26 protein-coding genes are annotated in these 26,768 nt (G+C 32.8%); 24 read left to right on the forward strand and 2 right to left on the reverse strand.

Annotated elements, in window-relative coordinates; all coding sequences use genetic code 11:
* Positions 1 to 3 precede the first annotated feature (3 nt).
* The 24 genes from PP176A_RS10535 to PP176A_RS10650 all read left to right on the forward strand — a co-directional run bounded on the left by PP176A_RS10535 (position 4) and on the right by PP176A_RS10650 (position 24,335).
* Positions 4 to 1,065 carry a nucleotidyltransferase family protein gene (locus PP176A_RS10535; protein ID WP_071140438.1) on the forward strand — a complete coding sequence of 354 codons (1,062 nt, stop codon included), beginning with the start codon at positions 4 to 6 and terminating at the stop codon, positions 1,063 to 1,065.
* 11 nt (positions 1,066 to 1,076) lie between these two features.
* Complete coding sequence (locus PP176A_RS10540) at positions 1,077 to 1,787, forward strand: acylneuraminate cytidylyltransferase family protein (RefSeq protein WP_071140439.1); 711 nt, start codon at positions 1,077 to 1,079, stop codon at positions 1,785 to 1,787.
* Positions 1,780 to 2,925: a UDP-N-acetylglucosamine 2-epimerase gene (neuC, locus tag PP176A_RS10545; RefSeq protein ID WP_071140440.1), complete on the forward strand. Its 1,146-nt coding sequence runs from the start codon at positions 1,780 to 1,782 to the stop codon at positions 2,923 to 2,925. The genes PP176A_RS10540 and neuC overlap by 8 nt, the downstream gene beginning before the upstream one ends.
* An 11-nt stretch (positions 2,926 to 2,936) precedes the next feature.
* Positions 2,937 to 3,941, forward strand: coding sequence for an N-acetylneuraminate synthase (gene neuB, locus PP176A_RS10550; RefSeq protein WP_071140441.1), 1,005 nt, complete (start codon positions 2,937 to 2,939; stop codon positions 3,939 to 3,941).
* Positions 3,926 to 5,005, forward strand: a complete 1,080-nt coding sequence (locus PP176A_RS10555) for a DegT/DnrJ/EryC1/StrS family aminotransferase (protein WP_071140442.1) — start codon at positions 3,926 to 3,928, stop codon at positions 5,003 to 5,005. The genes neuB and PP176A_RS10555 overlap by 16 nt, the downstream gene beginning before the upstream one ends.
* A gap of 27 nt (positions 5,006 to 5,032) precedes the next feature.
* Complete coding sequence (locus tag PP176A_RS10560; RefSeq protein WP_255401678.1) at positions 5,033 to 5,536, forward strand: GNAT family N-acetyltransferase; 504 nt, start codon at positions 5,033 to 5,035, stop codon at positions 5,534 to 5,536.
* 11 nt (positions 5,537 to 5,547) lie between these two features.
* Positions 5,548 to 6,573 (forward strand): lipid II:glycine glycyltransferase FemX, encoded by a 1,026-nt coding sequence (locus tag PP176A_RS10565; protein ID WP_071140444.1) that lies wholly within the window; start codon positions 5,548 to 5,550, stop codon positions 6,571 to 6,573.
* Between the two features lie 16 nt (positions 6,574 to 6,589).
* Positions 6,590 to 7,582 (forward strand): NAD-dependent 4,6-dehydratase LegB, encoded by a 993-nt coding sequence (locus tag PP176A_RS10570; RefSeq protein WP_071140462.1) that lies wholly within the window; start codon positions 6,590 to 6,592, stop codon positions 7,580 to 7,582.
* A gap of 230 nt (positions 7,583 to 7,812) precedes the next feature.
* Positions 7,813 to 8,568, forward strand: coding sequence for a hypothetical protein (locus tag PP176A_RS10575; protein WP_071140445.1), 756 nt, complete (start codon positions 7,813 to 7,815; stop codon positions 8,566 to 8,568).
* An 18-nt stretch (positions 8,569 to 8,586) separates the two neighbouring features.
* Positions 8,587 to 10,794 carry a DUF3160 domain-containing protein gene (locus tag PP176A_RS10580; RefSeq protein ID WP_071140446.1) on the forward strand — a complete coding sequence of 736 codons (2,208 nt, stop codon included), beginning with the start codon at positions 8,587 to 8,589 and terminating at the stop codon, positions 10,792 to 10,794.
* A 363-nt stretch (positions 10,795 to 11,157) separates the two neighbouring features.
* The gene (locus PP176A_RS10585) at positions 11,158 to 13,281 is read left to right on the forward strand and encodes a BglG family transcription antiterminator (RefSeq protein WP_071140447.1); all 2,124 of its coding nucleotides are present in this window, start codon (positions 11,158 to 11,160) and stop codon (positions 13,279 to 13,281) included.
* A 93-nt stretch (positions 13,282 to 13,374) separates the two neighbouring features.
* Positions 13,375 to 14,055: a class II aldolase/adducin family protein gene (locus PP176A_RS10590; RefSeq protein ID WP_071140448.1), complete on the forward strand. Its 681-nt coding sequence runs from the start codon at positions 13,375 to 13,377 to the stop codon at positions 14,053 to 14,055.
* A 57-nt stretch (positions 14,056 to 14,112) separates the two neighbouring features.
* Positions 14,113 to 15,150 (forward strand): alcohol dehydrogenase catalytic domain-containing protein, encoded by a 1,038-nt coding sequence (locus PP176A_RS10595; RefSeq protein ID WP_071140449.1) that lies wholly within the window; start codon positions 14,113 to 14,115, stop codon positions 15,148 to 15,150.
* Between the two features lie 67 nt (positions 15,151 to 15,217).
* Positions 15,218 to 15,877, forward strand: coding sequence for a bifunctional 2-keto-4-hydroxyglutarate aldolase/2-keto-3-deoxy-6-phosphogluconate aldolase (locus tag PP176A_RS10600; protein WP_071140450.1), 660 nt, complete (start codon positions 15,218 to 15,220; stop codon positions 15,875 to 15,877).
* Positions 15,878 to 15,918: 41 nt separating this feature from the next.
* On the forward strand, positions 15,919 to 16,380 hold the full coding sequence (locus PP176A_RS10605; RefSeq protein WP_071140451.1) for a PTS sugar transporter subunit IIA: 462 nt from the start codon (positions 15,919 to 15,921) through the stop codon (positions 16,378 to 16,380).
* A 31-nt stretch (positions 16,381 to 16,411) separates the two neighbouring features.
* Entirely contained in the window at positions 16,412 to 16,708 is a 297-nt protein-coding gene (locus tag PP176A_RS10610; protein ID WP_071140452.1) for a PTS sugar transporter subunit IIB, read from the forward strand.
* Entirely contained in the window at positions 16,708 to 18,051 is a 1,344-nt protein-coding gene (locus PP176A_RS10615) for a PTS galactitol transporter subunit IIC (protein ID WP_071140453.1), read from the forward strand. Before PP176A_RS10610 ends, PP176A_RS10615 begins: the two co-directional genes overlap by 1 nt.
* A 90-nt stretch (positions 18,052 to 18,141) precedes the next feature.
* Entirely contained in the window at positions 18,142 to 19,182 is a 1,041-nt protein-coding gene (locus tag PP176A_RS10620; protein WP_071140463.1) for an Ldh family oxidoreductase, read from the forward strand.
* A 39-nt stretch (positions 19,183 to 19,221) separates the two neighbouring features.
* Positions 19,222 to 19,995, forward strand: coding sequence for an SDR family NAD(P)-dependent oxidoreductase (locus tag PP176A_RS10625; protein ID WP_071140454.1), 774 nt, complete (start codon positions 19,222 to 19,224; stop codon positions 19,993 to 19,995).
* On the forward strand, positions 19,982 to 20,287 hold the full coding sequence (locus PP176A_RS10630) for a hypothetical protein (protein WP_071140455.1): 306 nt from the start codon (positions 19,982 to 19,984) through the stop codon (positions 20,285 to 20,287). Before PP176A_RS10625 ends, PP176A_RS10630 begins: the two co-directional genes overlap by 14 nt.
* 187 nt (positions 20,288 to 20,474) lie before the next feature.
* Complete coding sequence (locus tag PP176A_RS10635) at positions 20,475 to 21,209, forward strand: TIM barrel protein (protein ID WP_200796129.1); 735 nt, start codon at positions 20,475 to 20,477, stop codon at positions 21,207 to 21,209.
* Between the two features lie 27 nt (positions 21,210 to 21,236).
* Positions 21,237 to 22,121, forward strand: a complete 885-nt coding sequence (gene garR, locus PP176A_RS10640) for a 2-hydroxy-3-oxopropionate reductase (RefSeq protein WP_071140456.1) — start codon at positions 21,237 to 21,239, stop codon at positions 22,119 to 22,121.
* A 170-nt stretch (positions 22,122 to 22,291) separates the two neighbouring features.
* Positions 22,292 to 23,251, forward strand: coding sequence for a phosphoglycerate dehydrogenase (locus PP176A_RS10645; RefSeq protein ID WP_071140457.1), 960 nt, complete (start codon positions 22,292 to 22,294; stop codon positions 23,249 to 23,251).
* Positions 23,252 to 23,285: 34 nt separating this feature from the next.
* Positions 23,286 to 24,335 (forward strand): alcohol dehydrogenase catalytic domain-containing protein, encoded by a 1,050-nt coding sequence (locus PP176A_RS10650; RefSeq protein WP_071140458.1) that lies wholly within the window; start codon positions 23,286 to 23,288, stop codon positions 24,333 to 24,335.
* 169 nt (positions 24,336 to 24,504) lie between these two features.
* Here PP176A_RS10650 and PP176A_RS10655 read toward each other — a convergent pair whose 3' ends face one another.
* Positions 24,505 to 25,005 (reverse strand): M15 family metallopeptidase, encoded by a 501-nt coding sequence (locus PP176A_RS10655; RefSeq protein ID WP_071140459.1) that lies wholly within the window; start codon positions 25,003 to 25,005, stop codon positions 24,505 to 24,507.
* Positions 25,006 to 25,656: 651 nt separating this feature from the next.
* Entirely contained in the window at positions 25,657 to 26,358 is a 702-nt protein-coding gene (locus PP176A_RS10660) for a coenzyme F420-0:L-glutamate ligase (protein WP_071140460.1), read from the reverse strand.
* Between the last annotated feature and the right edge of the window lie 410 nt (positions 26,359 to 26,768).

A 26,768-nucleotide genomic window follows, 5' to 3' on the forward strand; every position in this document is an offset into this window, starting at 1 on the left:
GTGATGAAGACAAATTTGGAAAATGTATTTGTATTGCCTGATTATACTATAAGAATGGTGCTGGAAAAATTGGATAAAGGTGGCAGAGGAATAGTACTGGCCGTAGATAAAGATCAAAGACTAATAGGTACTGTTACGGATGGAGATATAAGGAGGGCACTCCTTAATGGTGTAACTTTAAATAATTCTATAAAGGATATTATTCATTATAATTCGGTATATGCTAAAATCGGAACAACGAGAGAAGATATAAAGGATATATTTATAAAAAAAGCAATAAAACAGCTTCCGATAGTAGATGACTTTGGCAGAGTTTTAGACTTAATAAGTATTAATGATATATTGCTTCCCAAGGGAAAAGAAAACCCTGTATTGATAATGGCAGGAGGTTTGGGTTCAAGACTAAAAAATCTGACAAAAGAAGTTCCGAAACCAATGCTAAAGGTAGGACAAGATCCCATTCTTTATCATATTATCAATAATTTTAAACAGTATGGATATAACAATATACTTATTTCTGTTAATTATAAGTCGGAAATAATAGAAAATTATTTTCAGAATGGTTATGCTTATGGAGTCAAGATAGAATACATAAAAGAGAAGAAAAGATTAGGAACAGCAGGAAGTATATACCTTGCCAAAGATTATCTTGATAAACCTTTTTTTGTCATTAACGGAGATATATTTACGAATTTAAATGTAGACAATATGATGAAATTTCATTTAGAAAATGGATTCCCTATGACTGTTGGGACTAAGAAGTATTTTTATCAGATACCTTATGGAGTGATTCAGCCTAAGGGGAATGCCGTAGAAAAAATTGTGGAAAAACCGGAGATAGAATATTTGATTAACGGAGGGATATATTGTTTGAATCCTGAGGTGATAAAATATATACCGGAAAACAAATATTTTGAGATTACAGATTTGATAAATATTTGCATAGATAAAGGACTAAATGTAGGAAATTATGAAATAGAAGAATATTGGATGGATATAGGGAAGATAGATGATTATAATAAGGTCAATGATGATGTTGAAAATATAGTTTATTTAAAACAGTGAGGGTGGTTAGAGTGATCGGTAGTAAGAAAGTTGTAGGCATTATTCCTGCAAGAGGTGGGTCAAAAGGGATACCAAGGAAGAACATTAAAAATCTCTGTGGGAAACCTCTTATTGCATGGACTATAGAAGAGGCTCTGAAAAGCAAATATATTGATAGATTGATTGTTTCGACGGAAGATAAGGAAATAGCTGAAATAAGCAGGGAATATGGAGCAGAAGTGCCCTTTTTAAGACCTGTTGAATTGGCAAGAGATGATACTCCCGGAGTAGAACCTGTACTTCACTGTATAAATTGGTTAAAAACAAATGAAAATTTTGAATCTGATTATGTATGCGTTTTGCAATGTACTTCACCGCTGAGAACATATAGAGACATTAATCTGTGCTTAGAAAAAGTAAATAATACTAAGTTTGATGGCATAATTTCTGTTTGTGAGGTTGAGACCAACCCATATTGGACTAATATTTTTGAAGGGAAAAAGTTAATATATTTTTTGGAAGAGGGAAAGAAGATTAAATCGAGGCAGGCTCTTCCTAAGATATATAAATATAATGGGGCTATTTACATAATAAGAAAAGAAATTTTAATTAAGAAAGAAACTTTAGAAACCGATAATATGACTGGATATATCATGGATAATGGAAGTTCTATTGATATTGACAGTAAAATGGATTTTAAGTTTGCAGAATTGCTAATAAGAGAGCGTGAAAATAATGCGTAATATTTTGGTAGTAACTGGTACGAGAGCTGAATATGGACTTTTAAAAAATACTATGTATGAAATATGTAAAGACAATGAATTGAATCTGCAGTTAATAGTTACAGGATCTCACTTATCCGAAAAATATGGTTATACAATTAATGACATAGTAGATGATGGATTTAAAATAGATTTTAAGATTCCAATATTAATGGATGATTGTTCAAAAGGTTCTATTGCGAGAGAAATAGGTTTAGCGATTATACAATTTTCTCAATGCTTTGAAAAATTGAATCCGGATTTTTTACTTATACTTGGAGATAGATATGAAATATTTGCATCTGCTGTTACTGCTATGTTTATGAATATTCCCATAGCTCATATTTCTGGGGGAGAAGTGACAGAGGGAGCAATTGATGAACAAACAAGGCATGCTATTACAAAGATATCTCATGTCCATTTCCCTGGGACTGAATATTACGGAGAAAATATAAAAAAGATGGGAGAGGAACCTTGGAGAATATTTAATGTAGGAGATCCGGGGATTGAAAATATAAAGAAAACTGATTTGATGACTAAAAGAGAGATAGAAACTGATTTAAAGGTTAAAATTGATAGAGATACGTTATTGGTTACTTATCATCCAGTAACCTTAGAGAACAACAATATTAAAATACAGATATCGAATTTATTGCAGGCACTAAATATATTGAACAAGACTGTAATTATGACTTATCCTAATTCTGATTTGGGAAGTGATTATATTATTAGGGAGTTGGTAAAGTTCTCCAGCGAAAATGATAAGTTTCATTTATTTAAAAATTTAGGCAGTAGGAGATACTTAAGTGTTATGAAATATTGTGGAGCTGTAGTAGGAAATTCCTCAAGTGCTATAGTTGAAGCTCCATATTTAAGAATACCTGCAGTGAATATTGGCAATAGACAGAAGGGCAGACTGAAAGCAGAAAGCATTATTGATTGTTCAAATGATTGTGAAGACATTGTCTTAGCAGTCAATAAAGCTCTAAGCGGTGAATTTAAGGAAAAAGCAAAGTATGCCAAAAGCTTATATGGAGATGGAAACACAAGTAAAGAAATTGTAAGGATACTAAAAAATTTAAATATAGATGAAAAACTGCTTAAGAAAAAATTGGTTTAGGGGTGGTTGCTATGTCGGTTTTTATTATAGCTGAGGCTGGAGTAAATCATAATGGTGATGTTAAGCTTGCAAAGGAACTGGTTGATGTTGCTTATAATTGTGGTGCAGATGCCATAAAGTTTCAAACTTTTAAAGCTTATGAAAGTACAGGAGTTTTTGCAGAAAAAGCAGAATATCAAAAACAAAATATGCCTAAAGAAGAAAGTCAATTTAATATGATAAAAAAGTTAGAGCTTCCATTCGATGAATTTAGAGAAATAAAAGAGTATTGTGATAGAAAGAGAATTATATTTATTTCTACACCTGATGGAGTAGAAAGCTTAAACTTTTTAGTTAAATTAGGTGTTCCATTAATTAAAATTGGCTCTACGGAAGTAACTAATTTGGAATTTTTGAAGACTGCTGGTGAGACAGGAAAGCCTATAATATTGTCTACGGGCATGAGTACTCTTGGAGAAGTGGAAAAGGCTTTAGAAGTAATTTATTCCACCGGCAATAGAAAAGTTAAAATCATGCATTGCACAACTGATTATCCAACTAATATTGAGGATGTCAATATTAGGGCAATGATCACTATGAGAGATGCATTTCATGTTCCTACAGGTTTTTCAGATCATACATTAGGATTTGAATCAGCTATTGCTGCTGTTGCATTGGGAGCGGAATTTATTGAAAAACATATAACATTGGATAGAAATATGGAAGGACCTGATCATAAAGCATCAATGCCGCCTGATGAATTTAAAGAATATATTATTCATATTAGAAATACGGAGAAGTTGTTGGGCAGCGGAATAAAGAAGCCAACTGAGAGAGAAAAGATTATTATGAAAGATGTTAGAAGAAGTATAGTTGCTGCTTCTGATTTAAAAGAAGGAATTATAATCAAGAGAGATATGTTGGAATTTAAACGTCCCGGAACCGGAATTAAGCCTGAATTAGTAGATATATTAGTTGGGAGAAAATTAAAGAGAGATTTAAATAAGGATGAGATTATATTATGGAAGGATATCTAAAGCCTATTGGAGGAGAATTTTGGTTTGACCTAAATATGATTAGTAGTGAAATCGATAATTTTAAAGAAAATGATGAAGAAATATATTTAGATGGAGGACAAAGTGCGATTAAATTTATTATTGAAAATATGGATGTACGTGAAGATGAATATATTCTTTTACCTTCATATTTATGTTTAGATATAGTTAATGTATTTATAGAGAATAATATAAAAATAGCATTTTATGATGTAAACAGGAAATTAGAAATTAATGCAGAGTCTATTATGAAAAATATAGAAAATTATAATGTTAAGGCTGTATTTTTTATTGACTATTTCGGTTTTCCTCATAGTGAAGATACGATTAGATTTTTTAATAATCTAAAAAACAGAGAAATTATTATAATTGAGGATGCTGTACAATCTTTGTGGTTTAATCCAAGAAATTTTTTTATCGGAGATTATGTTTTCAATAGTTATAGAAAATTTATTCCTATAGATGGAAGTATAGTTTTAACGAAATATGATATCAAAGCTAAATATGATAGAAGTGATAGTAGCAAATATTATGAATTAGTAAACACTGCCAGAAGCTGTAAAATGTTATTCCAGGAATTTCATATTGGTACTGAAGATAATTACTTAAAGTTATTTGATAAGGCTAAAAAAGAGTATTTAAATAGGGAAAACAGTATCTTTAAAATTATGCCTAAGTCTAAAAAACTTTTATCTAATATAAATATAGATAACATAAAAAATATTAGAATTGATAATTACAGATATATTTATAATAGGTTAAAAAATAATGAAAATATAAAAATAATTTTTGGAGAAAATCTTTTAAAAGATAATATACCTTTAGGATTCCCAATATTAATAAATAATAGGGACGAGATAAGAAAAAGTTTGATGACGAATTCTATATACTGTCCAATACATTGGAATATCAATCATAGTTTTGTGCCTTTATCATTTAAAGATTCTTATTATCTATCTAGTCATGTATTAACTTTACCAATAGATCAGAGATATACGTCAAAAGATATGGAAAGACTTGTGGATAATTTATTATTCTATATCTAATATGGGAGGTGTTTTAAACTGAATTTAATTTTTGATAAATGTACTATAGAAGATTTTGATGACTTTTATATGTTAAGATGTGATGAAGAAAATATTTATTGGACAGGCCATAGGGAAAAACCTGACAGAGACAAGTTATATAAATGGTATTTGGAACAGTTGAAAAGAACCGATAGAATAATGTTTTTAGTTAAGGCCGATTCTTTGGATGAACCCGTAGGATATTTATATTTGGACATAGTGAACAATAATGGAGAAATTGTTGCAGAAACCGGTCATGGAGTTAATTCAAAATATAAAGGGAGAGGTATTGGAACACAAATAATAAAATTTGCGGTCGATTATACAACTAATGAATTAAAGCATATTAATAAGATAGACGGCTGGATATTGGAAGATAATGTCGGTTCTATAAGAAATGTATTAAAAAATGGATATATTGAAACCGGCGAAAAAAAGAGAGTTTTTATTGATGAAACGAGTGGATTTAAAAATATGAAAAGATATATTTATAAAATAAATCGTAGATAGAGGTGAAAAAAGTGTATTACATTATTGACACAAATTGTTTGGAGTGGAATAGATGTTTGAATGATATACCTCTCCAATATAGAGATATATATTTTACCTCTGAATATTATAAACTATATGAATTAAATGGAGATGGAATTGGAAAGATGTTTATTTATGAAGAGAATGGGAAAACAGCATTGTATCCTTTTCTTCTAAATGAAATAAATGGCTATGGATTAGAAAAGAAGTATTATGATATACAAACAGCCTATGGATATGGAGGACCGATAAGCAATTGCGGTGATGAACTGTTTTTAAAAAATTTTGAAGAATGTTTTTTAAAATACTGTACTACCAGTAATATTATTGCTGAATTTATAAGATTTCATCCATTAATTAAAAATGAAAAATTTTTTAAAGAGAATATAGAAATTTTACATAACAGAAAGACCGTTTATTTGAAATTAGAAGAGGACATACAAACTATATGGAATGAAGATATATCAATTAAATGTAGAAATAAAATAAGAAAGGCAAAAAGGAACGATTTGAAAGTAATTGAAAACAATGATTATAAGATTTTTAAACAAATATATGAGGAAACAATGGACAAAGTGAGAGCGGCAAAAGAATATTATTTTCATGATAAATATTATCATGAAATGAGTAAAAATGAAAATTTTATTATAATGAATGTATTAAAAGATGATTTAGTTATTGCAGCATCGGTATTCATGATATATGGGGACTACTTTCATTATCATCTGTCGGGAACTAAAAAAGATTATTTAAAGTATGCAAGCAATAATATACTTTTATGGGAAGCAATAAAATTTGCTCAAGAAAGGAAATGTAAATTTTTTCATTTTGGCGGAGGACTAAAAGATAGCGAAGAGGATTCTCTATATTTGTTTAAAAAAAGTTTTTCAAAAAATACGTCTGACTTTTATATCGGAAAAAGAATTCATAATGAAAATATATATAATTATTTGATTGATAAGTGGGAAAAGAAAAATGGTAGGAAAGCAGATTTGTTTTTATCCTATAGATATTGATAAAGGAAGGAATAACATGGATTTAAAAAATAAAAAAATACTTGTGACAGGTGCTGAAGGATTTATAGGAAGCCACTTGACTGAAAAATTAGTTGAAATGGGAGCAGATGTTACTGCTTTGGTTCAGTATAATTCCTTTAACAACTGGGGTTGGATAGATACTTTTGATGATGGAATTAAAAACGGTATTCATGTTGTAACAGGGGATATAAGAGAATACGATAATGTTAAAAGAATTGTAAAAGGGCAGGACATAGTGTTTCACTTGGCGGCTCTTATAGCGATACCATATTCTTATTTATCTCCTATGGCTTATGTAAGGACTAATGTGGAAGGGACTACAAATATATTGGAAGCTTCAAAGGATTATGGAGTAGAAAAAATTATACATACATCTACTTCTGAAACCTACGGTACAGCTTTGTATGTTCCAATAGATGAAGGGCATCCAATGCAGGGGCAGTCTCCCTATTCTGCTTCTAAAATCGGAGCCGATAAGATGGCGGAGAGCTTTTATAGGAGCTTTAATCTTCCTGTAGCAACTATTAGGCCTTTCAATACTTATGGACCGAGGCAATCTGCCAGAGCTGTAATTCCTACAATTATATCCCAAATATTATCGGGGAAAAAGGAAATTAAATTAGGTAGTTTAAGCCCTACAAGGGACTTTAATTATGTAAAGGATACTGTTTCCGCTTTTATAAAGGTAGCGGAAAGTGATAAAACTATAGGACAAGTTGTTAATGCCGGGTCAAATCATGAAATAAGTATTGGAGATTTAGCGGAGAAGATAATAGAGATCTTAGGGAAAAAGGTCAACATTATATGTGATGAAGACAGAATAAGACCTGAGGGAAGCGAAGTAAACAGACTATGGGCAGACAATACAAAGATAAAGGAATTAACAGGGTGGAGTCCCAAATATACATTAGAAGAAGGACTTAAAGAAACAGCTTGCTGGATAGAAAAGAATATGAGATATTTTAAAGCAAACATATATAATGTTTAATTGAGTTTAAAGATAATATTTATATAGAGAGACAGTTTTATAATCATAATTCTAAAAGATATTCTTTTTTCAGTGTATGGCTAAGTATTAGGAATATTTTATACTGCCAAAGTTTTCATATATTCATAGACTTTGGCAATTATTTTTATTGCTTTTTCCAATTGCAACCTTTTATTCTAATATGTTATAATCATGCTAAGGATTGAATATATAAAAAGGAGTGCAGTTTCTTGTATTTGGGCAAGGGCTACAAAACAGCTATATATTTCATTATATTTTTTGTTGTATTTATGGCAATAATAATCCATTTGCCAAAAGAAAAGGAAGAATCTTCTGATTGGTATAAAACAGCTTATGCCTTGAAATTAGATGAAAACCAGGAACTTATAGATTATGCTTATAATAAGGACTATCTTTTTGCAGTCTTAGGAGATAAAAAAGACAGAAGATACGGCAATGCAGTTTGTATATATAGATCAGAAAATTTATCTTCAAAAGTGAATTGGATAAAAGTATCGGAATATGATTTTTCTAAAGTTTTACCATGGAAGGTTGAGATAGGAGACATAGATGATTCAGAAAATTTGGAATTGTTTATCGGAGTATATAAATCAACTCATTTTGATAACAAACAAAATAATCGCATGTTTGTATTTAACTGGGACGGAGAGAAACTTTCCAAGAAGTGGACAGGGTCTCAAATAGGTTATTGTATGAAAGATTTTTATGTTATAGATTTTTTAGATATGTATGGCGATGAATTGATAATTTTAGATAAAAATAAAGAGGGAAAGGAGAGGATATTAATTTATTATTGGCTGGATTTCGGATTTACACTTTTAGCAGAGAGTGAAAATTTTGATCTTATTGAAAAAGTTGAGTATTCTAATGACAATTTATTGAAATTAACATGCAGAAATAAAGGCAAGAGGTTTCAGAAAGAGGTAAAGGTAAGAAATGGAGAAGTTGTGGGAATATCTGATTAGAATAGGGGGAAAGTAAATATGAAGCGTTTTTTTGCGTTTATAATGGTATTAATTCTTTTGGGCAGCGTTTTAGCCGGGTGTGATAAAAACGATTCAAAGGAGAGCAATATAGATTGGGCAATTCCCGATGAAATAAAAAATATTCAGGTTTCGTATAATCCTGTAAAGTATAAGGCAGAGGTGCCTCATTATGATATTTTGAAAGGCCTTGGCAATATTGAAAATATTGCTCAATTTTCCGGCTTTTCTGATGACCAGAAAAGTATGATTGAGAAAAATGGTTTTGTTGTCCTTCCCGGGAAACAAACAAAAATGAATTATTTGTATGATTCAAACGAATATTTGGGGATACCTAATTTTGTTACTTCCGATGTGGTTTTACATCTGTATCATCAGTTTTATGAAAAATCGTTGTTTTATGTGGAAAATGAATATCTGGCAAAGGACTTGGAACAATTGACCGACAGAATGTTTGATAAATCGGTAATTGTATTTGAACAAATCAATGATAATAAACTTAAGAATATTCAGAAGAAAAATATTGCCTATTTTCTTGTGGGGAAGATGATTATGGCAGAAAATCCGGATATTGACGTATCCGTAGATAGTGATATTCTGGATTTAGCTAAAGAAGAATATGATCTTATTCAAAAAGCCTCGGGGTATGAAAAATCGCCATTATTTGATGCAGACTTAGATTATTCACAGTTTACCGTAAGAGGTCATTATACCTATAATTCATTGCTTCAGAAGTTCTTTAAGACAATGATGTGGTACGGTTTTACTCCAATTAAACTTATGAACATGGAAACTGAAGAGTTTTATTATGAAAATACTCAACAAGCACTATTAATGACTTATACGGTATTTTTAGAATATAAGGGTTCTAATGATGTAAAAACTTGGAATAATATTTATGAACCGACAGGATTTTATGTCGGACAATCTGATGATTTGAATATTATGGACTTGAAAGAATTGATTGTTTCTGTATTTGGTGAAAATGTAGACATTGAGGACTCTAACAATTCCTCTTATCATGATAAACTTTACGAAGCCGTTAAAAATTTAAGAGAACCTGAAATAAAGGCAAAGATTACAAATGCACCTGTTGCTAAAGAATTTAAGTTTATGGGGCAAAGATATATTTTAGACGGATATATTATGCAGGAATTGATGGACCCATACTTAAGGCCGGTACCTACGGGTTTGGACGTAATGGGAGTACTGGGCAGTAAACAAGGAGAAGATTTGTTATTTAATAACTACCAGCCTCAAAAACAGTGGCCTGATTATCAAAAAAACTATGATAAACTGAAAAATGAAGTAAAAAGTTATAAAAATGAAATATGGCAGAGCAATCTTTATAATGGATGGCTTTGGGCAATTCAAAAAGAAATAACGGAGTTTGATGAGAACTCCGGGATGCCTGTTTTTATGACCAATGAATCTTGGCGTAATAAATCACTAAATGCCGCATTATCAAGTTATGCGGAATTAAAACATGATACTGTATTATATGGAAAGCAACCGGTGGCCGAAATGGGAGGTCCAATGGAAGTTGCAGATCAACACTATGTTGAGCCAAATGTAGAATTATATGATAATCTTCTCTGGTTAATGGAATACACGGTTAAAAATTTAGAAGCAAGGGAACTATTAAATGATGATTTTAAAGATGGGGCAGAAAAAAATATTGAGCTTCTTAAGCTTCTCAGAGAATGTTCGGTTAAAGAGCTTAAAAATGAAAATCTCACAGAAGATGAAAAAAATAAGTTACTGTGGATCGGAGGTACATTGGAAAATATATCAAACAGCTATTCCTTTGGAGCATCAGCTTCGGATAAGGAGAGTTTTTCAATAGAGCAAAATGATATGATAATAGCTGATGTGGCAACTTTGGGCAATAATAAGTATTTAAATATGGGTACGGGATTTTTTGACGAGATTTATGTTGCCGTACCTGTTGAGGGGAAACTGTATTTAACAAGAGGAATAGTTTACTCTTATTATGAATTTGTAGGGGATAAGCGATTGACTGATGAAGAATGGTGGGATCTCCAGGGACTTAAAAAGGTTAAAGAGGATTCCTATGAATATTTTCAAATGGAGGAGCCTTCCAAAAATTTACCGGACCAACCTTTCTGGGTGAATACATTTAAATCTGACGGTAATAATGTTAAGATTAAACCTTTAGAGGTGGACTGGGATAAAATAAATGAGTAGGATAAACAATTATTTCATATCTGTTTAAACAAGATAATATTTATTAGAAATAAGCTGTTCTGTTTAGTTTTTTAAATTAATTTGAACAGCTTATTTTTTATGATAATTATGTTAATTTTGTTGATAATATAATTATAGGCTTTTTATAACCCATTGGAAAATCAAAATTTCCTTAGTATGAATTTTCCGTTAAATGGGTCTCAAAAAAGGCTTCCTTAATATATTGATACTTTGATAAAAGCCTTTTTATTTTTTTGCCACATTGGATTGAAAAATTGTAAACTTGATTATAACCTACTTTGAAAGATATAATTAACTTATAAATAATAAATACAATGGTTAAAAAAAGGAGTAGTTTTAAGCATGCTTAATAAAAGATGCTCTCAACTGTTGTTTCGAATAGTTAATTCAAAAGAACCAATTAATATCGTGGAATTATCCAATATTTTTAATGTGAGCAAGAGGACAATAAGATATGATTTGGACAAGATAGATGAATTCTTGGCAAATATAAAATTGCCACAATTAATAAGGAAACCAAATGTTGGGATATCATATAATTGTTCTATTGTAGAAAAGAATATAATTCTGGAATCAATGGGGAAAATAGATTTTTATCAATATGTTCTGTCCCAGGATGAACGTGTTATGTATATACTCAGCGAATTATTGAGTGTAAGGGATTATATGACTATTGAAGAAATGGCAAATGAATTATTCGTTAGCAGAAGTACCATAATAAAAGATATGAATAAAGTCAGAGGATGGCTTAATAAAAGAAACCTGAATTTAATAAGCACTAAAGGATTCGGCATAAAAATTGAAGGAAATGAGAAGTATTATAGAAAAGCAGCGCTGGAACTTTTAACCGATAATGTAGATGTATATAAAGCATTAAATTTCATAAAAACATCCAAATTTGAAAAAATGGATTTTGGAATTGATGCTAAATTTAAGAATATGTTTAAAAATATTGATATTGTTTACATTGAAAATTGTATAGATATAGCGGAAGAAGAACTGGAAATAAAATTTTCAGATGAGGCTTATTCAGCTTTAGTTATGCATATAGCTCTTGCTTTGAAAAGAATCGAACAAGGAAAAGACATTATTATGCCGAAAGAGGAACTGGTTTCTTTACAAACTACAAAAGAATTTGCCGTATCTTCCAGTATAGTAAAGATGTTGGAAGAGAGATTTAAATTGAATATACCCATAGATGAAATAGGATATATGACAGTTCATTTTTTAGGAAGTAATGCATCGGCTTCGAAAAAGATAAATAATGATTTAATTGAAATAGAAATAATAACAAATAAGCTTATTGAAAAAGTAGGAAACCTATTAAATGAAAATTTGCGTGACGATAAACAATTGTTTGAGGGATTGCTGCAGCATATGCGTCCTACAATATATAGGATAAAACATGGATTGGTATTAAAAAATCCTTTATTGACGGAGATAAAGAAATCGTATTACCAGTTATTTATGGCGGTGAAAAAAGGCTGCAGTATTATTGAATCTTATACAGATAAGAAAATCAGTGATGAAGAAGTAGGATATTTGGCTTTGCATTTTGGAGCTGCTATAGAAAGAATTCAGGATTTTACCAGAGAACCTGCTAAGGTTTTAGTAGTATGCGCCACAGGAATAGGAACTGCTGGGTTTATATCTGAAAAGTTAAAGCAAATATTTAATGTCAATATTATAGGGACGGTATCCTATCGTCAAGTAAAGGAAGTTTTAGAAGAGAAAAAAGTGGATATTATTGTAAGTACTATTCCGATGAAAGTCGATGTTGGGAATGTTGAATGTATTGAAGTAAGCCCATTTCTTACTTCCCAAAATATCAACGATATTAAATCGGCGATAAATGGGAATGTTTATCAGAACAAAAAAGTGAATGTAGATTTAAAGAAAGTTATAGATATAATAAGTAAAAGCTGTGAAATTTTTGATGTAGCCAACTTAATAAAGGATTTGACAAACTATTTCGGTGTTTCAAATAATTTGGAAGAAAGAAATACTCCTCTGTTGGCATTACAAGATGTTTTAACATCCCAATCAATAAAATTGAATGTTGAAGCTGGTAGTTGGGAAGAATCTATAAAGATAGGAGGAGGGCTTCTGGAGAAGAATGGCTTGGTTGAGCATAAGTATATTCAAGCTATGATAGATATAGTCAAAAATATGGGACCATATATTGTTGTACAACCGGGAATAGCTATGCCTCATGCAAGGCCTGAGTATGGAGTTAAGAAAGTAGGAGTAAGCCTGATAACATTAAAGGATCCGATAAATTTTGGGAATAAAGAAAACGATCCTGTAAAGATAGTTATATGTTTATGTTCTACAGATCATTCAAGCCATATAAAAGTATTGTCAGAGTTAGTTGATTTGTTGGAAGATAAAAATTTTGTGAATGAAGTAATGAAAGCCCAGAATTCAGAGGATATTATTAGATTTATAAAAAATAACGTTAAGTAGTTATAAAAGTAAAATAATGTTGAAATATAGAACAGAGATTACTGCTAATACGATTATTTTCTATGATTTATTACTGAAAGGAGATGAAGGGTTATGTCAGATATTAAAAAAAGTATTGAATTAGGAAAAAGAATAAGCGAATTGAAAGAAAAAGTACTTGAAACATCTCTAAAAATGTCAAGATCGGGGCTTAGTCCGGCAACGTGGGGCAATGTAAGTGCAAAGGATTCTGAATCCGGATTAATAGTAATAACTCCAAGCGGTATACCCTATGAAAAAATTCATCCAAAGGATTTATGTGTCGTAGATTTAGAAGGAAATATAGTGGATAGTAGGTGGAAACCATCTACAGAACTTCCCACACATTTAATATTTTATAGAAATAAATCATGGGTTAATGGTGTGGTTCATACCCATTCTATTTATGCAACTGCTTTTGCAGCTTTGCAGAAAGAAATACCCGTGGTTGTAGCTACATTAGCTAGCGGTGTAGGGGGAAGTGTACCGTGTGCTCCATATACCAAATCGGGAACAGAAGAATTTGCAAAAGTTGCATTAGATGCAATGGGAGACAAAACAGCAGTATTATTGGGAAATCACGGAGTGGTATCAATAGGTTCAACTCTTGATGATGCATATACGGTAGCTGAATTAGTTGAGAATGCAGCTAAAATTTATCATATTGCATTAACGGTAGGGAAACCGAACATTTTATCTGATGAAGAAGCAAAGAAGATAAGAGAGAAGTATTTAACTAAATATGGTCAAAAGTAGTAGTTGGAAATTATAAGACAGACCTTAGTAAAGTAAATAAGATGGGAGTGAATAAATATGAAAGCATTTATGTTAAAAGGTCTTAATAATGGTGAGGTAGTCGATGTACCAAAACCAGAAATTAATGATGATGAAGTATTAGTTAAAGTAGATTCTTGTGCCATTTGTGGAACTGATATCAGAACTTACAGATATGGCCATGCAAAGGTTCAATATCCAAGGATAACTGGTCATGAATTTTCGGGAACAATTGCTGAAGTAGGTAAAAATGTAAAGGGTTACAAAGAGGGAAGCAGAGTAATGGTAGTACCGGGCATATCATGTAACGAATGTGATTTTTGTCAGCATGGATTTCAAAATTTATGTGAGAACAGAGTTATAATAGGATTTAATTTTGACGGCGGATTTGCAGAATATGTTAAAATACCAGCCATAGCTGTCAAAAAAGGAAATATAAAAGTATTACCCGATAAATTAAGCACAAAGGAAGCTTGCTTAGTAGAACCTTTTGCTGCCGTATATAATGGGCAAAGCTTGTTAGATATAAGCATTGGTACAACAGTTGCTATAATTGGTGGCGGACCTATTGGTATAATGCATGCTATACAAGCTCGTTACAGAGGAGCAAGTACTATTGCACTGTTTAACAGGTCAGAAGGACGTTGTAAGATAGCCAGAGGCTTTGACATAGATTACGTGGTTAATTCCGGAGAGAATGATATGATTGAAAAATCCAAAGAAATAACAAATGGAAAGGGATTTGATGTAGTCATAGTTAGCTGTGTTTCAGGAGAAGCTCAGGCTCAAGCTCTGGAAATGGCAAAAAGAGGTGGGAAAGTAAGTTATTTCGCCGGACTTCCTCGTGGTAAATCAACAGTTTCTATAGATACTAATTTAATCCATTATAAACAGTTGGGAGTATTTGGAGCTAACGGTTCGGGACCAAACCAATATGAAGCGGTTATTGGTTTCTTAGGCTCAGGAGTAGTTGATTTATCAAAGATAATAACTGCAGAGTTGCCTTTGGAAAGAATATTGGAAGGCTTTGAAAATAGTAAAAGTGGGTCAGGACTTAAAACAATAATTCATCCGTAGAAGTTGTTATCGGAAATAAAAAATGTAAGCTATAAAAGCGAATTTTGCCTTATAAGGAGTGAAAAGAATGCTACAAAAAATAAAAATTTTAAATAAAATTATTGACGGTGGGATTGTTGCAGTAATAAGAGCGGAAAGTGAAGATCAGGCTTTAAAGGCTGCAGAGGCTTGTCTAAAGGGAGGAATATCCGCTATTGAAGTAACATTTACTGTACCGTCTGCAGATAAGGTCATTTCTGCATTGATAAAAGAATATAAATCTGATGTTCTTACTGTTGGAGCAGGAACTGTTTTAGATGCGGAAACTTCAAGGATTGCTATACTTTCCGGAGCCCAATACGTAGTTACACCATATTTAAATATAGATGCAATAAGAACTTGTAACAGATATCAGATACCTATAATGTCAGGAGCTATGAGTGTAAGAGATGTGGCAGAAGCTTTAGAGGCTGGAACTGATATTGTAAAATTATTTCCAGGAGAATTTTTAGGGCCGTCTTTTGTAAAGTCCATTAGAGGGCCGATACCATATGCGCCATTGATGCCCACAGGAGGAGTTAGTTTAGATAATGTTACAGATTGGTTTAAAGCGGGAGTAGATGCTGTAGGTGTTGGAGGAAGTTTGACTTCAGGTATAAAAACCGGAGATTATAAATCGGTTACAGAAATCGGTAAAAAATTCGTAGAAAAAATTCAAGAATTTAAGAAAGGTCATAATGTCAAATGATTCAAAATGCAAGCTTAAATGCGTTAAATGGAGGGAAATCAATGGATATAAAAATTGAAGAGGATTTAGTTCTTTTAAATATTAAGGCAAAGGATAAAGTAGAGGTTATCTCAAAGCTTGCCAATTTGCTTAGAAAGGAGGGATGTGTAAAAGATAGTTATCTCAATGCGGTAATCAAAAGAGAAGGGATTTTTCCTACAGGATTACCTACAATACCGCAATCAATTGCCATACCTCATACGGATGCTGAGCATTGTTTAAAGACATCTGTTGCGGTGGCTACATTGGAGGAACCTGTAAAATTTGGCTTGATGGGGGATGATATTAATACCGTAGATGCTAAAGCTGTATTTCTTTTGGCAGTAGATAATAAAGAAAAACAAGTAATGTTTTTATCTAAGCTTTTTCATATATTTGATGATTCCAATTCTTTGGTAAAAATATTAAATGCCAAGAAGCCGAAAGAAATTGTTGATGAGTTGCTCAGGGCAATTCAAAGCTAAATTAAAAGATAGAAAAAAGGAGAGGATCTATTTGTCTAAAAAAAGAGTAATAACTTTATGCGGTTCTGGAATCGCGAGCTCTACAATATGTGCTCAAAAAATCAAGAAATACTGTCAGGAAAACGGGGTTGATGTTGAAGTCCAACCTCTTGCCTTTGGACAATTGGAAGGAGCAAAAGCAGAAGCTGATTTAATAGTGTCGGTAACTCCGGGAGTAAAAGTGGATACTGATATTCCTGTAATAAGTGGAGTTCCGTTTCTTACAGGAGTAGGTCAACAAGAAGTTTTAAAGAAGGTCATAGAAATTTTAAAAAAGGAGGATAAATAATGGGTGGACTACTTAAGGTTGTAAATTATATAGTCGCATTAGGAGCAAATGTATTTTTACCTGTTATAATGTTTTTTATAGGGATTATTTTCGGATTAAAACCGGGAAAAGCATTAAGAGCTGGTTTAACTTTGGGAGTGGCTTTTACTGCAATTAATTTGTTTATTTCACAATTATTGGTTGGGCAGATTGCTCCCGCTGCTCAGCAAATGATAACAAGTACAGGATTAAATTTGACGGCAATGGATGTAGGCTGGCCTGCTGCATCTACAATAAGCTGGTCTTGGAAATATGCGGCAACTATATTTCCGTTTCAGATAGTTGTAAACTTGCTTTTATTGTGGGTAGGATTTACTAATACATTGACCGTTGATTTATGGAATGTTTGGCAGAAAATATTTGCAGGTGCCATAATTTATTATTTTACCAAAAACTTATGGATAGCGTATGCAGGAGCATTACTTTTAATAATACTCGAATTAAAGGTTGGAGATTTAATAGCAAAAAGAACTCAAGATGCAATGGGAGTTCCAGGAGTTACAATTCCCCATGCGTGTGCTATGTGGCTTCTTCCTTTAACACCTCTTATATATTTGCTTGATAAAATACCGGCTTTAAATAAAGTTAAGATAGATGCTGAATATTTGCACAAAAAATTAGGATTTTTGGGAGACCCCATCATTTTAGGGTTAATAATGGGAGTTATCATAGGGCTTTTAGCACGTTATCCCTTTGATCAAGTGCTTAAACTTGGAGTTACTACGGCTACTGTAATGTTTGTTTTGCCGAGGATTGCAAGTATATTCATGGAAGCTCTTATGCCTATTTCAGAAGCAGCAACAGAATTTATGAAAAAGAAATTCCCAGGAAGAGAAATATATATTGGGTTGGATTGGCCGGTTTTAGGAGGTTATCCTGCAGTAATAACTGCATCAGTTGCTTTAATTCCTATTTTGATTTTACTTGCAATTGTACTTCCCGGAAATACAACGTTACCTTTTGGCGATCTTGCTAATTTTGGTTGTCTGATGGTTCCTGTGGCAATTTTAACAGGCGGAGATTTAATAAAGACTCTTATAGTAGGAACTGCTACATTATGTGTTTCGCTGTGGGGAGCAAGTGCCGTAGCTGGGTCATTTACTACCTTAGCCAAAGAGGTTGGTTTTGCAATGCCTGAAAACGTAGCTCAAATAACTTGGTTAAAGACAAGTCCTCCGATTTGGGCTATATTTGAAGCTATTAAGGGCAATTGGACTACAGTTATTGTTTTGGTTGCTTTAGCTGTTATAAGTTTCTATCTCTTGAAGAAATACTATTCCAAGAGTGCAAACGATGCTAATTAATTAAACAGTTTTTTAGTTATGTCTGACCCTGTAGGAGATATTTATACAGGGTCAGGGTGTTATATATATACTGTACTGGAAGGTGAAAAGATGGAATCAAAAATTAAGGACTCAGTAATATCTGCAGATAGGCTTAAGGAAATTTGTAATACTTTGCTTTCTAAAGTAGGAGTTAATACTGATAATCTTGATATAATTACTGACTCCATAGTCGAAGCAAATTTACACGGAATAGATACTCACGGGATAGCAATATTACCAACATATTTGGAACGTATCAGAAAAGGTGCCACAAAACCAAATCCCAATGTAAAAATAATAAAGGAAGGAACGTCCTTCTCGGTATTTGACGGAGATAACGGATTAGGAGCCGTAACCGGAGTTAAAGCTGTAGAGAAAGCCGTTAAAGAATCCAAAACTAAGGGAGCCTATATATGCTTGTGTAGAAATAATAATACCTTTGGGCCTGCCTTTTATTATAATTTGTTGGCAGCCAAAGAAGGAATGGTAGGTATTACTATGTGTAATGCACCATCCAGCATGCCGCCTTGGGGAGGAAAAAAGATTTTATTGGGAACAAACCCCATATCGATTGCTGTTCCTGTAGAAGGAAAAAATTCAATTGTGCTTGATATGGCTACAAGTGCGGCTGCCAAATCAAAGATATATTTAGCAAGAGATAAAGGAGAAAAAATTCCTTTAGGGTGGGCATTGGATAAAGATGGCAATCCTACTACCGAACCTGAAGAAGCGTTAAAAGGTTTTATTTTACCTTTAGGAGGACATAAAGGGTATGGTTTGGCATTAATGATAGATATTTTGGCGGGCGTTTTATCTGGAGCTGGTTCTTTAGATGAAGTAGGTTCTCTTCATAACAGAATGGATAGAGGGCAAAACGTAGGATTTTTATTCATTGTAATAAATCCTGAACTGACGACGGGAAAGGAAAAGTTCAATGAGTCAATTCAGGAATTAGTCAGAAAGATAAAAGAATGTCCTACTTTGGAAGAAGAAAAGAGTGTTATATTGCCCGGAGAAATAGAAAAAATCAAAAGAAGCGACCGTTTAAAGAATGGAATACCCATTCCAGCAAGCATAATGAAACAATTAAATGAGTTATTAAAAGATTAGCATTTATAATTTGTAAATATTTGATAAGGTGGGATATATATGGGTTATTTTGATAATAAAAAAGTAGTAGTAACAGGCGGAAGCAGCGGGATTGGTTTTGGCATAGCAAAATTGTTTGCTGAAAATGGAGCTACAGTTATATTAATAGCCCGTAATGCCGAAAAGTTGGAAGGAGCTTACAAAAAAATTCAGGATATCAACTCTCATGTTTACAAATATGCTTGTGATGTAAGTAATCCTTCGGAAATAGAGGATACATGTGAAAAGATCTGTAAAGAAGTAGGAGTACCAGATGTTTTAGCAAATGTCGCGGGAGGATTTACCGAGAAAATATCTTGGGATAAGATTACACCGGAAGTATTGGAGCAATCAATGAGAACAAATTTATTTAGTGGATTTTATTTTACTAAATTCTTTGCAGGTGCTATGAAGGATAATTCTGTGAAAGGTTCAATAGTAAATATCGGTTCTTCAAGTGCTCTTCAGGTTAAGAGGGGAAGAATACAGTATACACTAAGCAAATCCGGAGTTCATACAATGACCAAGGTATTGGCTCTTGATTTAGCTCAATATGGCATAAGAGTAAATTCTATCGCTCCGGGACCAACCAAAACAGAAAAAATAGAAAAGAGATTTGATGATCCTAAGTTAAGAGAACAAGAATTGAAGCGTATGAAAAGTATACCTTTAGGAAGATTAGCAGCTGTGGAAGAAATTGCTAATGCCGTATATTTCTTGGCATCTGATAAGGCATCTTTTATAACAGGAGTTGTATTGCCTGTTGATGGAGGTTATACTGTTGGAATTTATTAAAATATTGGTACTACAAAGCTCTTGCAGTGGGAGAAATATAAAGGTTTTGAATTATATAAACTCAGCGTTAGAACAAATCAACATAAAAGATGCTAAGGTGCTGAATGTTGATTTTAACGGATTTAAATATTGGGATTCTAAACATACTATAATAGTCACCCCTGTACCTGTTGCACAGAAAATAGAGTCTCAGTCCTTGGTATGTCAAGGAGCATATTTGGGTTTAGTATCCCAAGATGAGTTTAATAAGTTATTAAAAGAATGTATAGAAAAAATATATGCAAATGTCTAATTGATTTCCCAATGCTATTTAGATAATTAAAAGATTAATCTTGTGATATAATAAAATTATATTAGGGTCTATTATATAAAGAAAGGGAGGTGAGAATCCTGACATATGATTTGTTGTGGTCTGTGTCAGGATAGAAATGTTTAAATTTGTAGCTAACTTAAGTCTATTATTTAATGAAGTTCCTTTTATGGAAAGATTCAGTGCTGCCAGAAAAGCTGGATTTAGTTATGTTGAATTTATGTTTCCTTATGATTATAAGACGGAAGAGATAAAGGAAGAGCTTAAAAAGAATGATCTAAAGCTCATTTTGTTTAATCTTCCTGCCGGAGATTGGGATAAAGGAGATAGAGGAATAGCCGTAGATCCCAGCCGAAAAAAAGAATTTATAGATGGAGTAAAAAAAGCGGTAGATACTGCCTCAGAGCTGGGAGTTCCTAAAATAAATTGTTTGATGGGAAATAAATGTACTACTTTCCCGGAAAAAGAAGTAAGAAAAAATTTAGTTGAAAATTTAAGATATGCTGCTGATGAATTGGGTAAGAATAATATAAAGCTTTTGATTGAAGCAGTTAATCATGTGAATATGCCCAACTTCAACATTCATAAAGTAAAAGATGCAATGAAATTAATTTCTGAAGTTGATAATCCCAATATATTTTTACAATATGACGTATACCATGCAGCGAAAGAAATGGAAGACCAAAGGTTTATATTGGAAAATTATCTTGATAAAATAGATCACATTCAAGTAGCGGATAATCCTGACAGACATCAACCGGGGACAGGAGATATAGATTATAAATATATATTTGATTTCATTAAGAACTCAAATTATAAAGGATATATATCAATGGAATATGTTCCTGAACCGGATACTTTGACATCATTAAAGTGGTTGGATAAGTTTGGGTTTAAACTTTAATACTTATTAACATAGGAGGAAAAAGATATGAAAATAGGGTTTATTGGATTGGGAATCATGGGAAGACCTATGAGTAAGAACCTGCTAAAAGCAGGATATGAGTTAGTAATTTATGACAGGAACAAGTGGAAAAGAGACGAAGTGATAAAAGAGGGAGCAGAAGAAGGAACATCACCGAAGGATGTAGCATCAAGAAGTGATGTGATAATAACAATGCTTCCAAATTCTCCTCAAGTAAAAGAAGTAGTATTGGGAAATGGAGGAGTAATAGAAGGAGCAAAAGAAGGATCGATATTAATAGATATGAGTTCCATAGCGCCACTTGCAAGTAGAGAAGTATCAGAAAAACTGGCAGAAAAGAAGATAAGAATGATGGATGCGCCGGTAAGCGGAGGAGAACCGAAAGCAATAGATGGAACACTTTCAATAATGGTAGGAGGAGAAGAAAGAGATTTTGAACAATGCCTACCGATACTGAAAACAATGGGATCATCAGCAGTACTATGCGGAGAGATAGGAGCAGGCAACGTAACAAAACTTGCAAATCAAATAATGGTAGCAGTAAACATAGCAGGGATGTCAGAAGCATTAGTATTGGCAGCAAAAAGCGGAGTGAGTCCGGAGAAGGTATATAATGCAGTAAGGGGAGGATTAGCAGGAAGTACAGTATTAGATGCAAAAGCTCCCCTTATAATGGATAGAAAATTCGATCCTGGATTCAGAATAGATCTTCATATAAAGGATTTGGGAAATGTAATAGAAACAGGTCATGGAGTAGGGGTTCCGTTACCATTAACATCATCCGTAATGGAGATGTTTCAAGCGTTAAAAGTGGATGGATTGGGTTCGGAAGACCATGGAGCTTTAGTAAAGTTTTATGAGAAACTTTCACATATAGAGGTAACTCGATAGATTAAGAAAAAAGATATTATGATTAAAGTCCTAACTTAGATTATAGGTTAGGGCTTATGATTTATTTTGAGGTCATAGTTTAATGCTCTTAACTGTTGGCCTAAACGATTAATTTTGAAAAGTTTTATGGGTTTTTACATTAGGCAATAGAGAAAGGAATGATTATTAATATGAAGAAATGGAAAGTCGTATCAACGGCAGTAACTTTTGGAAAATTTCATAAGGAACCGGTTAAAAGATTGGAAGAAATAGGCTGTGAAGTAATGATCAATCCATTCGGAAGGCCATTTACAACAGAAGAGATGATTAAGTACGGAAAAGATGCTGATGCTTTGATAGTCGGCAATGATAAAGTCGTAAAAGAAGCAATAGATCAATGTAAAAAGTTAAAGATAATTGCAAAACATGGTGTCGGCGTTGACGGCATTGATATTAAGGCAGCCCATGACCGGGGGATCATCGTTACAAATGCTCCGGGAACAAACTGTCAAGAGGTAGCAGATTGTGCAATGGGATTTATTTTAATGCTTGCAAGGGATTATTATCGTGCAGTTTTTGAAACAAAATCGGGAAAATGGATTAAAAGACCTGGAATCAGCCTTTATCAAAAAACGATAGGAATTTTAGGCCTTGGCAATATTGGAACAGCAATGGCAAAAAGAGCCGCAGGATTTGATATGAATATACTTGGATATGATATTAAGGAAAGACAGGAAGTTCGTGATTTGGGAGTTAAATATGTTTCATTGGAAGAGCTTTTATCTAATTCTGATTTTATTACTCTTCATCTGCCGCTTAATGATGGTACTCGAAATCTTATCGATTCTGAGAAATTCAAGATGATGAAAAAGGGAACGATTCTTGTAAATACTGCAAGAAGTCAGATAGTGAATAGCGAAGCCTTATATAAGGCTTTACAAGACGAAACTTTATTGGGGTATGCGACTGATGTATATGACTCTGAACCACCGGTTAGACAACCATTTTTTGACTTACCCAATGTTTTGCTGACACCTCATGAAGCCGGAACTACATTTGATTCAAATAAGCGTATGGGAAATACGGCAGTAGATAATGTAATTGCTGTTTTAACCGGAAAAGAGCCTCCATTTATTATAACGGTGAAATAGATATAGATTAAAAACATATGAGAGGAGAACAGATATGAAAGTTGCTGTATATAACGGAATTAAGAATATTACTATTGAAAGTCGTGAAAAGCCTGTTGTAGGGCCGGATGATTTTATTTTAAAGGTAAAAGCTGCGGCATTGTGCGGTTCGGATTTGAGGACATATCTTCATGGACATCCGAAGATTACACCGCCACAGGTATTGGGTCATGAATTTGCCGGAGTAGTAGACTCTGTTGGTAAAAATATTAAGGGAGTTAAAGTAGGAGATAGAGTTGCGGTTCATCCCGGAATTCCTTGTGGTCACTGCTATTACTGCGATAGAGGCGAACAAAATATGTGTGAGAGCAGAAAGCAGATCGGCATCCATTATCAAGGGGGTTTCGGGGAATATGTATTGATACCTGGAAAGACTCTTGAGGTCGGAACGGTCGTTAAAATACCGGAGGATTGCAGCTATGAAGTTGCGGCCTTGGGAGATCCTCTTGTTTCAGCTATGAACGGTCAAGAAGTAGTGGGCACGAAAATGGGAGATATTGTACTTATTTTAGGATCAGGTCCTATAGGTATTTTCCATGCTATGCTCTCTAAACTGAGAGGCGCTCAGGATGTTATTCTTGCCAATCCGTCTCCGGGAAGATTACAGTATGCTAAAGAACATAATATAGCGGATCATTATTATTGTATTAATGAAGGAACTGATTTCCGTGGATATATTGATTCACTGACAGATGGGAGAGGCGCAGATGTAGTAATCGTTGCAAATACATCTGTAAAATCTGCTTGCCAAGCTGTTGAGCTAGTAGCGAAAAATGGTAGAGTATTACTGTTCGCCGGATTTCCAAAGGAGGCTCCGCAATTAGGATTGGACGGGAATTTAATTCACTACAAGCAAATCAGAGTGATGGGCTCCTTAGGTTCTACTCCAAGGCAATATCAAATGGCAGAAAAATTATTGTTTAGTAAGAGGATTGATGGAGAACTATTGATAACCCATAGAATTCCGTTGGAAAAAATAAATGAAGGATTCCAATTGATGATAGACGGGAAATCATTAAAAGTTATTATCAACAAATTTGACTAAAAGCAAAAAACCCGTACCAATATTAATATTGGTACGGGTTTTCTCAAATGATAGCAAATGATAGGAACGGTTCTTTTTGTTTGAACAAAAAAGCATACCATTTAGTTTTTAACCTTTTTAAATATTATTTATTTTAATTACAGTGGTACTTTTTATATTTAAAATAATTTTATGGCAGCCACCATCTATTTAATTCATAATGAGGCATGTCTTGATATTTTTTGAAATAATAGCCTGGAGTAAGTCCAACTTCTTTACCAATTTCTGCACATTTTCTAAAAAAATCTAAATCCCCATAAGGATCATCAGTGTTGTCTTTGCAAATATCAAATGCACGTCTTTTAGTGTGTTTGCTATTTCTAGTCCATGTAACTATTGGACCTGATGTGGTCCTACCTTGTCCATACAGCATATTTTGTCGAGCTTTGGTTCTATAAGTTTCTGTAATTTTCACAGAAAGACCATTTTCTTCACATTTTTCTAAAAATTTAATAGCCAGTTTCCTAGTTTTGGGACTAAGCTCATCTAAATCTGAAATTATTTCAGTGGAAGATTCGTCTATATATCCATATTCTCCCCTATCAAATAGAAATGCATATAGACCAATTTTTGGAAAAATTATAAATATTAATAATAAAAGTAGTAAAAATAATTTTATATTTTTTTTCATATTTTCACCTCCATATTTTAGGGGGACGGCAGGTTGCGTAAAAATAATCTAAGTTTTCTGTTATATCCTAATTTAAAATTTCTTTCTTTAATTTTTCTACCTTCTCTTTAGAAAGACGTGTTGTTTTTGCTACAAAAGCTGTTTTTACTCCTTCTCTCAATAAGTTTTTGGCTATTTCTCGTATTCCTTTTCGTTTTCCCTTTTATATAAATAGATTCCTCCACTTCTTTCACCTCCTTGGATAGTTTTAAATCTGCATAATTTTTCGAAAAACATGCAAATAAATATCTTACAGCTTCTACTATTTTTATATTATCTTCTTCTGCCCTCTTTCGTAAATTCCATTGCCGTATCTACTACTTTTATTGTATCAATTTTTATCTCCTTGGTTTATTTTATTTACAGTGAATTAAAAGTATTTTTTCTATAAGAACATCAGAAAATTGTTACTGTTTCAATAACTATTGGAACTTTTGTTTGCTTTTTTGAGATGAATAATTCAAGTTAGTTATTTTATTATATTTTAAATTGATCATTCGTTTTATAATACTTTACATAGCTCATATAATCAGCTATTTACTTTAATACCTTCGGATGTAATATATCATTCTTTTATAATTGAAAGCTTCTTTTTACGCAGTCTGATGTCCCCTACGTTTGCTTGCCCCGCTTCAACGGTCGGATAATTCCCATAGGTGTTTGCCAAACTCCTTGTCCTAAAGGATTATCTCTTAAAATACGTGCTATACGCGTTTGATTGATACGGGAATCCGAGGCACCTAAAACTTTTGCTCCAAGATCATTGACATCCACAATTACACATGCAACTCCTAGACATTGTGCTACCTCCCTTGCGACTTCGTTAGAGCGATCAGGGCATAAAACGACGCATTTATTGTAAGGCGGTAAGGTATATGGAGTTGGCCCATCAATGCTCGAAACACGGGAACCTGCTATTTTGTAAAACCAACCTCGCTTACCCATAAGTTTACCAATTGCCGAAATAAAGGCTGCAAAAAGTATGTGTATGGTACCACCTTCCCTAAGTGCCATTTCCATAGTTTCAGGTATTCCCAGTCCAATGCCGTAAGGAGATTTATATACAAATCGGGACAAAATGCGTGCAAGTCTACTAGGGTGGATTCTATTCAACGGAATAGCACGACCTTGAGAACACGCTACAGCCTTTTCACAAATAAACAAAATATCGCCTTCTTGTATATACTTAGCTGCATATTGCTGAGCCACATTTGATATATTATCTTGTTTTGTTATAACATGGGTTCGAATAGGCAGTCTGGCATAATGTATGTTCTCAACTTCTATAATTTGTTTTTTCACTTTGTTATTCATATAATTAAACATCTCCTTACATTAAAAACATTCTCTTATATGTAAATATAAAGTACTAATGCATCATATTTGTTGAATCATAGCCACATAACTTTAACTAAACTTTTCTCCAACAAAATCATTGTATATTTTCCATCCTTTTTATTTCGTACCGATTAAATTTCCTTATATTTGTCAAAACAATAAAAACTATGCCTTGAATCTGATAATATAATACCAGGATTCAAAGCATAGTTTTTTAGTTTTTCCTTATTTATACCTTAAAATTTTCTTACAATTATATTACTATTTAGTAACGGCTGATTTAACAATTATTTCTGTTGTATTATTGGTTTTCACATCCATTATATCCATAAAGATGGAAAATACATAGCACGGATGAAGGGGACGGTTCTTTTTGTTTGAAAAAT

The sequence above is a fragment of the Sporanaerobacter sp. PP17-6a genome (genome assembly GCF_900095615.1).
Taxonomy (GTDB): Bacteria; Bacillota; Clostridia; order Tissierellales; family Acidilutibacteraceae; genus Acidilutibacter; species Acidilutibacter cellobiosedens.